Genomic DNA, 6971 nt, shown 5'->3' with positions numbered 1-6971 from the left:
CCGAAGGGCAGTAAATGGCGTTACAGAAGAACTACGAATAATAAGTATATACAGACTGTTTCGAGTAGGATTAAGTGATGTCATACCGCGACTTGATCGCGGTATCCAAAAAATTAATATTTATTATATAGATACCGCGATCAAGTCGCGGTATGACAACTTATTTATGAAACAAATTTTGGAAAAATGGAAACCTGCAATTAAAAGTCTGATATTTTGGAATGTTTGTAGTAAAAATACAAAAACCCGATTATTAATTGTTATTTGCAGTTTTTCTTTTCTTTTTTGTACTTTATCTTACAGATTGATAATCGTTGCTACGAATGTTTACGATAAAAATCCTAATTCTTTCAAAAAAAATTCCCAATTTAGAAAAGAAATAGTTGACCGAAACGGTAATTTATTAGCAGTTAACCTACCTTCTGCCTCGTTATTTGCTAATCCGCAAATAGTACTTGATCCTGAAACTTCCGTAAAAAGGCTAGCTGAAATTTTACCTGATATTAATAAAGCTAAATTACTTGCGGAACTTAAATCAAATAAAAGCTTTATATGGGTAAAAAGAGATTTATTACCTAGTCAGCAAGAAAAAATAACTAGCCTTGGATTACTTGGTTTTGATTTTGAAGAAGAGCAAAAACGAATTTATACCTTTTCTAATTTATTGTCGCATGTTGTGGGTTATGTAGGTAGAGACTCGGTAGGGCTTAGTGGCTTAGAACTCGCTTACGATAAATATTTAACTAATTCCGATCATGAATTAAATGAACCAAGGGATAGGAAAGAGCCGCTTAAATTATCGATTGATATAAGACTGCAAAGTATTTTAAGTGAGGAGATTGATAAAACTTTAAAGCAATTTAATGCTATAGGAGCAGTAGGTATTATTGCGAATCCTAATAACGGAGAGATTTTAGCGTTAGTAAATAAGCCTGATTTCGATCCTCATCATCCGAGTTTAGCAAAATCGGAGGAGCTGTTTAATACAGCAAGTCTCGGTATTTACGAAATGGGTTCGGTGTTTAAAGCATTAACTATGGCAGTCGGTTTTGATACCGGTGCAATAAATATGAATGACGCTTATGACATTAGTTACATGAAAGTAGGAGGATTCCAGCTTAAGGATTATACGCCAAGGCAAGGGTGGCATAGTGTGCCTGAGATTTTCCTGCATTCTTCAAATATCGGCACAAGTCAAATTATGCTTGAAATCGGTAAAGGTAATTTTAAAAAATATCTAAAAAAATTAGGCTTATTAGATCAGTTACAAATAGAATTACCTGAACGAGGTACTCCCTTATTTCCTTCCGAGAAAAGATGGAATGAACTAACTAGTGTTACTATGTCTTACGGTTACGGTATTTCAATTAGCCCTTTGCATTTTGTTAGAGCAATGTTACCGGTTGTTAACGGCGGTACTTTATATGATCTTACTTTATTAAAAAGAAAGGATGAAAAAGTAATAGGCACAAAAGTTTTTAGTGAAAATACCTCTACCCAAATGAAGAAATTATTTAGATCGGTAGTAAAAGACGGTAATGGTAAAAGAGCAGAAGTCAAAGGTTACCTTGTCGGGGGTAAGACAGGTACGGCAGAGAAACTTTCACAAGGTGTTGGTGGCAAAAAGAAATATTTAAAAAATAGTAGAGCTTCATCGTTTTTAGGTATGCTGCCCGTATCTAACCCGCAATATGTTATTTTTATTAGATTTGATGAGCCAAAGCCAACTAAAGAAAGCTTTGGCTTTGCAACGGCAAGTTGGACGGCTGCCCCTACTGCCGGTAGAGTGTTTGAGCGTATGATATCTTTATATGGCTTAGAACCGATAGAACAAAGTGAGGAAGAAAGTTGAAAATATAGAAGTAAGTTAATCTTTTTTATAAGCTCAAAAAGAAGGTTTTTATGTCAAAAAATGAAAATATAACAGATAAAACTAGTATACCTATCCCACGGCTTAAGTCTTTTGATCCTACGATAACAAGAAATAACATTATATCAAAACAACTATTTACATCCACAAGCTCTGATATACAAGAAGAATTAGAGTTTAGCGGTAATGATAAAAGGCCTAACTCTAGCTGTTGTGAGATATTGTAGATTCTGTATTCATATTTTAAAACTGTACAAAATGGAAAATTAATTTATATTTTGTACATGAGCGTTATACCGTGGCTTGACCACGGGATCCAGTTAAAATGACCTGTTTATATGGATTCCGCGATCAAGTCGCGGAATGACAACTAATTGTAGTATAACACAGTACAAAACACATAACAAAAAACTATTCATGTTAAAAATAAAACAGGACATATATAAAAATAGCTTACAAATAACATTAAAATTGCTGCTTGCTTTGCTATGTTTTTTTATAATATTATTTCCGTTGGTGAGTTATAAAATAGGCATTCAAAGTAGAATTTTTCCGGCGATAGAAATTATATTTATTTATTATTTTATGTCGTTATATTCCTTAAATATTTTTGGAATATTTTTTCTCGGATTATTGATAGATCAAATAAGCGGTATGCCTATCGGTACAAATTCGTTAGTTTTTTTATCTGCATATATAATTTATAAATTATCTTCAAAATTTTTTATAGCTAAAAACTATTTGATAAATTTTGTTGTTTTTTGTGTTTATTGTTTATTTATATTGAATTTTAAATATTTATTAGTAACAATCAAGAAGCTAGAAGCAGACGGATATTTGATAATTTTCTTTCAATTTTTAACAACTATATTTTCTTATAATGTGGTTCGTCTTATACTTGATTCCCCTCTGAATTACTTTAAAAAGTATGCTAAATAAAAAAATACTCCATGGTGAGTTAATTTCACGAAGGGCTTTTATAATCGGAGTAGGTAAACTCGGATTTTTATCGCTGCTTGGAATAAGAATGTTTTATTTACAGCTTATTAAAAGTGAAGAATATAAGACTTTATCAGATAAGAATCGTATTATTTTTGTGTTACTTCCTCCTAGTAGAGGAAGGATTTATGATTTAGAAGGCAATATTTTAGCTACTAATAAACCATGTTATCAGCTAGTAATAGATAGGAGCATTAATAATAATTATAGGGATGAATTAGAAATAATTAGTAATATTTTAAATTTATCTCCAGAAAAATATAATTATATCAAACAAAAGATTAAAAAATCTAGTCGTCACACTCCTTTAATAATACTTGATCAGCTTGATTGGCAGCAAGTATCGATGATTGAAGAACAAAAGCATAAACTAACTTCAATATTTATTGATATAGGATATTTAAGATCATATCCTTTTTCAGCTACCGTATCTCATCTAATCGGTTATCTTGGTCAAATAAATGAGCAAGAGAAGCAGGAATTAAATATACATAGTTTAAGTGATTTTAATATCGGTAAATCCGGTATTGAAAAATATTACGATAACAAATTACGAGGAGAATTCGGTTATAAAAAAGTTGAAGTAAACGCTTACGGTAAACAAGTAAGAGAAATAGCAGGAACCCCTACCAAATCAGGGGAAGACATGCCTTTAAATATCGATGCTTCTCTTCAGCAAAATATACAGCAATATTTAAATCCTAAAGGTTCTTCAGCAATAGTTATGGATAGTAGAACCGGAAGCGTACTGATTTGTGCTTCTACGCCCGGTTTTGAATCGAATAATTTTAGTAAATTATCAGAAAGTTATTGGCAAAGTTTAACAAGCGATCCTTATAAACCTTTAATTAATAAGGTAATACAAAATTCTTATCCCCCAGGCTCGGTTTTTAAAATAATTACTGTACTTGCAGCCCTTGAAGTAGGTATTAATCCTAGTAAAACAGTTTTTTGTGACGGTAGTTCTGCTCTTAATACTAATAGCTTTAGATGCTGGAATCATAACGGACACGGGACGATAGATATGATGTCTGCTTTAAAGCATTCTTGTAATATTTATATGTATGAACTAGCAAGAATAGTAGGTCCGGATAAAATTCTTGAAGTTGCAAGAGAATTTGGCTTTGGCTCAAAAACCGGTATTGATTTAGCTCCTGAAAATAGCGGGTTTGTGCCGTCAAAAGAATGGAAGAAGAAAAAATTAAAGCTTCCTTGGTCAATAGGAGATAGTTTTAATTTAGCAATCGGACAGGGATTTTTAGGAGTAACACCGATTCAGCTTGCAAGATTTATTACGGCTATTGCAAGTAACGGCAAGCTATATACGCCTAGAGTATTAAAAAATGATCCAGAGTTTTATAATGTCAATATTAAGCCTGAAAATATCAAAATAATACAGGAAAGTTTATATAATACCGTGAATGTTGCGGGAGGTACGGCGTATTATAATAGAATTTTGGGCGAAAATAGACAGCTTGCCGGTAAAACAGGTACTTCCCAAGTACAAGGCAAACTAAATGCTAAAGACGATTTAAGCCGTGACTCTATTGCTTGGGAAAGACGTAATCATGCTTTGTTTTTAGGCTTTGCTCCTTATCATGACCCTCGATATTCCGTTACTGTTTTTGTTGACCATGGAGGAGGCGGTAGTAAAGCTGCTGCCCCAATAGCTCGCAAAATCATGTCGGACGTGTTGGATAAGTATTTGTAGTTTGTGTCATAACGTGTTGTTATGTGTTATTAATTTAAATATAGGTCAAAAGATGGCAAGACTTAACTTAACTATTCCGGATGAACTAAATGATAGTTTAGCATGCTCAGCAAAAAGCTTAGATAGATCAAAAGGGTATATAGTACGTAAAGCAATTGAATATTATCTAAAGGAAATGCAAGAAGATGCGGAAGACGCTAAAATTGCTTTACAAAGAATTAACGCTCCTGATTTTAAAACTTACACTACTGACGAAGTTAGGGAGTGGTTAAAAAAGAAGAATGTTTAAAGTTATATGGGAAAATAAGGCACGTGCAGAATTAGCTGAATTGTCTTACCCTTTAAAAATACTTGATAAAGTAGAATTATATCTTGCTCAAAAACCTATAGAACTCGGTAAACCTTTAAAAGGCGAGTATAAAAGTTTATACAGATACAGGTTTGGAAATTATCGTGTAATTTATAGTGTATCTATTGAGAAATCAACAGTAACTGCTATCAAAATCGGTCACAGGGCTAATATATATTAATCTCAGACTACTCCTTATCATGACCCTCGATATTCCGTTACTGTTTTTGTTGACCATGGAGGAGGCGGTAGCACTGCTGCCGCACTTATTGCTCGTAAAATCATGTCTGATGTGTTGGATAAGTATTTATAACTCATTAAATAATTAAGTTGATTCTTACTATAATTTACCATATAACATGGTTAGAATTGAATTAGGTTAAAATATGTTGGAAGAATTAAAAGAGCTATTTTTTGAATTAGGTAGAAAAATAAATAATTGGTCAGAAAAAGAAATATTAATGGCTCAAGAAGAATGGGGAAATTGTACAGCAGAAGAAATAGTAAGTTTAGCTGCACGAAATGATTTAGTGCCTGTATTAGAAGAATTTGTTAAAAACGGAGGTGATTTACATTTTGTAATAGATGATGGTGCGGAGAAAGTAAATTTACTTAATATTGCTGCTGAAGAAGGTTCTTTAAATGTTATAAATTATTTACTGGATAATAATATTTTTACCGTGAATCAAGGAGCCTCTGAAGGAACTCATGCCCCTTTTCATTCAGCTGTTGAAGGTAATAATATTGAAGCTGCTAAGCTTTTACTGAAAAAAGGCGCAAATATTAATGCTGAATATTTGAGGCATAATATAAGCTATTCTACTGCGAACAAACTTTTTGTAGTTTATAAAGATGAAAATGATGTAGAATTTGATCACTTGGAAATGGCTAAGTTGCTTGTTAAGTTTGGCGTGCAAATACCTGATAATATTGATATGCTATGTTCTGATTCGTTAGTACAACTATATCCTACCAAGGGGCTTATTAGAGATCTGCTGCTCTCTATAAAAAAACTTGAGAATTTACAAGGTGACGATTTTGCTAATGCTTCAACTCCCGAAGTTCAAGAAATTTGGGATGCTAGAATATCTAAAAATCATTTAAAAAAGCTTGCTGGATTTATTGAAAAGAAGTTTAGCAAAGAAAGTACTATAGAACATACAGAATATGCTGCTTTTAGAGAATATAGTAGTTTGACAAAGCATAAAAAAGAAGTATTAGAAATACTATTAGCACAAAAGAATTTTAATTCTGATGATCTTATAAAAGTAGATAATTATATAAAAGCTCATTTTTTTGAAATAGCTTGTATAGCTAAAGACTTTACAGGTACTGCTTTTGAAGCAATAGCTAAAGCAGGAATAATAGGTGAGATAACTCAGTATCTTCATTTTGAAGATAGCGGCATTAAAATAGCAGGTGCAAGTTCAGGCGATATTGATTGCAATCATTCTTAATATTTATATCTCTGTATTTATCCTCATATTAAAAAATACTTTATTTTTGTAAATATTTTTGTTATTAATAATTGAGAATTATTACAGAGGTATATATGTCTAAGAAAAAGCAAGACGATCAAATAATAAAAGAATTGGAGGCAAGGCTAGCAAAGCTTAAAGGCGCTCCTCCAACACTTGAAGAATTAGAAGAAAGGTTTGCTAAGCTTCAAGACAGACCTTATGTCTCCACAAAAAAATCCGGTAATGAAGTAGACGATTTAATTGAGCAGATGCAATCTGAGCTTAAACTAGAACAAAAAAGTAAAAACCTAGGTGACCAAAAAGACCAGGCAATACGTGATAGGCTAGATAAATTAAGAGAAGATAGTCCTGTAACGCAGAAAAAGACATCTATAGATCTTTCTTTTAATGATACTAAATCAATAATTACCGATACTATAGTAAATCATATAGTATTAGGTGCAGTAAAAAACTTTTTTAAAGTTTCGTACAAGTTTGCGAATTCAGTAATTTTATTCTTAATCCATCGTTTCATATTAGCCCAGAATTTTTCTATCGGATTTAAATCCGGTGAATATGGCG

The 6971-nt window shown here is 32.1% G+C and carries 8 protein-coding genes and 2 pseudogenes; 9 read left to right on the top strand and 1 reads right to left on the bottom strand.

Features of this window, described 5'->3' with window-relative positions:
• From AC1Z7D_RS05215 to AC1Z7D_RS05175, 9 genes and pseudogenes are all read left to right on the top strand, one after another.
• A pseudogene (locus AC1Z7D_RS05215) lies at positions 1-78 on the top strand (cell division protein FtsL); the annotation flags it as partial.
• A gap of 88 nt (positions 79-166) precedes the next feature.
• A complete protein-coding gene (locus AC1Z7D_RS05210; protein ID WP_482602583.1) occupies positions 167-1852 on the top strand; it encodes a peptidoglycan D,D-transpeptidase FtsI family protein in 1686 nt (561 codons plus the stop codon).
• 50 nt (positions 1853-1902) lie between these two features.
• The gene (locus AC1Z7D_RS05205; RefSeq protein ID WP_482602579.1) at positions 1903-2097 is read left to right on the top strand and encodes a hypothetical protein; all 195 of its coding nucleotides are present in this window, start codon (positions 1903-1905) and stop codon (positions 2095-2097) included.
• A gap of 190 nt (positions 2098-2287) precedes the next feature.
• Positions 2288-2809: a hypothetical protein gene (locus tag AC1Z7D_RS05200; RefSeq protein WP_482602581.1), complete on the top strand. Its 522-nt coding sequence runs from the start codon at positions 2288-2290 to the stop codon at positions 2807-2809.
• Positions 2799-4580 (top strand): penicillin-binding protein 2, encoded by a 1782-nt coding sequence (gene mrdA, locus AC1Z7D_RS05195; RefSeq protein ID WP_482602577.1) that lies wholly within the window; start codon positions 2799-2801, stop codon positions 4578-4580. The genes AC1Z7D_RS05200 and mrdA overlap by 11 nt, the downstream gene beginning before the upstream one ends.
• A 52-nt stretch (positions 4581-4632) precedes the next feature.
• A complete protein-coding gene (locus AC1Z7D_RS05190; RefSeq protein WP_482602575.1) occupies positions 4633-4869 on the top strand; it encodes a hypothetical protein in 237 nt (78 codons plus the stop codon).
• On the top strand, positions 4862-5110 hold the full coding sequence (locus tag AC1Z7D_RS05185; protein WP_482602573.1) for a type II toxin-antitoxin system RelE family toxin: 249 nt from the start codon (positions 4862-4864) through the stop codon (positions 5108-5110). Before AC1Z7D_RS05190 ends, AC1Z7D_RS05185 begins: the two co-directional genes overlap by 8 nt.
• A 205-nt stretch (positions 5111-5315) precedes the next feature.
• Complete coding sequence (locus AC1Z7D_RS05180; RefSeq protein WP_482602571.1) at positions 5316-6386, top strand: ankyrin repeat domain-containing protein; 1071 nt, start codon at positions 5316-5318, stop codon at positions 6384-6386.
• Positions 6387-6481: 95 nt separating this feature from the next.
• Positions 6482-6829 (top strand): annotated as a pseudogene (locus AC1Z7D_RS05175) (hypothetical protein); the annotation flags it as partial.
• A 5-nt stretch (positions 6830-6834) separates the two neighbouring features.
• Here the strand turns inward: AC1Z7D_RS05175 and AC1Z7D_RS05170 are convergent.
• A complete protein-coding gene (locus AC1Z7D_RS05170) occupies positions 6835-6945 on the bottom strand; it encodes a hypothetical protein (RefSeq protein WP_482601400.1) in 111 nt (36 codons plus the stop codon).
• Positions 6946-6971 lie beyond the last annotated feature (26 nt).

It is taken from the genome of Rickettsia sp., from assembly GCF_965035265.1.
Note: the sequence above shows the minus strand (reverse complement) of the source record. Positions and strands in the feature narration are given on the sequence as shown.